This window comes from Rhizobium sp. 05L419 (genome assembly GCF_056397845.1).
This window is the reverse complement of record NZ_JBFTOF010000068.1, coordinates 1-1,946: the sequence shown is the minus strand read 5'-3', so window position 1 is coordinate 1,946 and position 1,946 is coordinate 1. Positions and strand designations below refer to the sequence as shown.

Sequence of the window (1,946 nt, the reverse complement as noted above, 5' to 3'; positions counted from 1 at the left end):
GCGGGAAACCACGCTCGACTTCGCGTGCCTTGGCGATCAGCGAAAAGTCGGGCGGAGCCGCGCCGTTGTTGGAAGCGGCGGCCGCTTCGGCGTTGGGGAACGGCGACGGGAAATAGTCGGATGGAACAGCCTTGCGGCTGTACATGTCACCGCTGGCGTTCGGACCGTCCTGAACCTCGTAGTTGGCGGCAAAGGCCTTSACCTGAGCGTCCGAGTAGCCAAGGTYGCCCAGCGTGCGGAACGGCACCAGTTTCATCGAATGACAGGCAGCACAGACTTCCGTGTAGACCTTGAGGCCACGCTGCAGCTGGCCCTTGTCGAAATTGCCGAACGGACCGGCAAAGGTCCAGTCGACCTCCTTCGGCTCCTCCAGTGGATAGTGCGGCGTCGCKGCTTCGTGATGCTCCGCAGGCTTTGCCTCCTGGGCAAGGGCTGCGGTGCCGAGACCGGCGACGACTGCGAGCGACAGAATGCTTGCAACAAGCTTTTTCATGTTTTTATTCCCTCTCGTCGCCCGCTTATGCCTTGGCCGTTGCRGCAGCCGCGGCAGTCTTGTTGCGCTTTTCAAGCACGGCTTCCGTGATCGAGTTCGGTACACGRCGCGGCGTCTCGAYGAGACCAAGCACCGGCATGACGACCAGGAAGAAGGCGAAGTAAAGGAGCGTACAGATCTGCGAGATCGTGGTGTAGAGACCTTCCGCCGGCTGCGAACCCAGCCAGCCGAGAATGATCGCGTTGATCACGAACAGCCAGTAGGCAAGCTTGTACCACGGACGGTAGACCGCGGAGCGGACCTTCGAGGTGTCGAGCCAAGGCACGAAGAACAGCACGATGATCGCGCCGAACATCACAAGCACGCCGCCAAGCTTCGAATCGATCGGGCCGACGTTGAAGGTGATCGAGCGCAGCATCGCGTAGAACGGCAGGAAGTACCATTCCGGAACAATRTGCGCAGGCGTCTTCAACGCATCAGCCGGGATATAGTTGTCGGCRTGGCCGAGGAAGTTCGGCAGGTAGAAGACGAAGTAGGCGTAGACGAGCAGGAAGATCGAAACGCCGAGGGCATCCTTGAGGGTTGCGTAAGGCGTGAAACGGACAGTGTCCGTCTTCGTCTTGACCTCGACGCCGGTCGGGTTCGTCTGGCCAACCACGTGCAGCGCCCAGATATGCAGGACGACAACGCCGGCAATGACGAACGGCAGCAGGTAGTGCAGCGAAAAGAAGCGGTTCAGCGTCGGATTGTCGACCGCAAAGCCGCCGAGCAGGAACTGCTGAACCCATTCGCCGACCAGCGGAAACGCCGAGAAGAAGCCGGTGATGACGGTCGCGCCCCAGAAGGACATCTGACCCCAGGGCAGAACATAGCCCATGAAGCCGGTCGCCATCATCAGGAGATAGATCAGAACGCCGAGGATCCAGAGGATTTCGCGCGGTGCCTTGTAGGAACCGTAGTACAGGCCACGGGCGATGTGCAGGTAGACCGCGACGAAGAAGAAGGACGCGCCGTTGGCGTGCATGTAGCGCAACAGCCAACCGTGGTTGACGTCACGCATGATCTTTTCGACCGAGTTGAAGGCGATCGAGGTTTCGGCGGCGTAATGCATGGCGAGCACGATGCCGGTCAAGATCTGCACGATCAGCATGACCGACAGCATGGCGCCGAAGGTATAGGCATAGTTCAGGTTGCGCGGAACCGGATATGCAACGAAACTGTCATAGACCATGCGCGGCAAAGGCAGGCGCGCATCGATCCATTTTTCCAAGCCGGTTGATGGCTCGTAGCTGGAATGGCCACTCATGTATCAGTCTCCCCTCAACCGATCTTGATTTTAGTGTCGGACAAAAACGAAAAGGTCGGGATCGCCAGGTTCTGCGGCGCCGGACCCTTACGGATGCGGCCGGCCGTATCATAAACAGAACCATGGCAGGGACAGAACCAAGAACCA

Annotated in this window: 3 protein-coding genes; all 3 read right to left on the bottom strand. The window is 59.4% G+C overall.

The annotated features are described in order from the left end of the window. Positions 1-493 (bottom strand): cytochrome c1 (locus AC1DMK_RS30940; RefSeq protein ID WP_477864027.1); only part of this gene is annotated, 493 nt, incomplete at its 3' end. 25 nt (positions 494-518) lie between these two features. Continuing rightward, on the bottom strand, positions 519-1,799 hold the full coding sequence (locus AC1DMK_RS30935) for a cytochrome b (protein WP_477864026.1): 1,281 nt from the start codon (positions 1,797-1,799) through the stop codon (positions 519-521). A 14-nt stretch (positions 1,800-1,813) separates the two neighbouring features. Next, positions 1,814-1,946 (bottom strand): Rieske 2Fe-2S domain-containing protein (locus tag AC1DMK_RS30930; RefSeq protein WP_477864028.1); only part of this gene is annotated, 133 nt, incomplete at its 5' end.